General features: G+C 53.5%; 1 protein-coding gene. It reads right to left on the minus strand.

All coding sequences use genetic code 11. The features are described 5' to 3' along the window. The coding region (locus ACYQ2L_RS17240) for a hypothetical protein (RefSeq protein ID WP_460058370.1) at positions 1 to 297 on the minus strand (297 nt) is incomplete at both ends.

Below are 297 nucleotides of genomic sequence, written 5' to 3' on the forward strand. Positions count from 1 at the left end.
GCGGTTTCCGGCTGCATCATAGGTGAATGACTCAGTCCATGCGCCAACCATCAGATTCAGTCCTCCACGGCTGTAGGAGAACATATTGTGCCAGGCATCCTGCAGTGCCGAGCGATCATTGCTGCTCAAGCTATACCCCGAGAAGTAGCGCATATCAGTATCTACCGGCAGACCAAGGCGTTCGCGTTCTTCCCTGTCATGCTGCATCTTACCCGAATCAAGCGGATACTGCACCTGTTCCAGGCGCCCGATGCTGTCATAATCATACCACCTGACCCTACCCTGTATATCCACTGT

It is taken from the genome of Spirochaeta dissipatitropha, assembly GCF_054657935.1.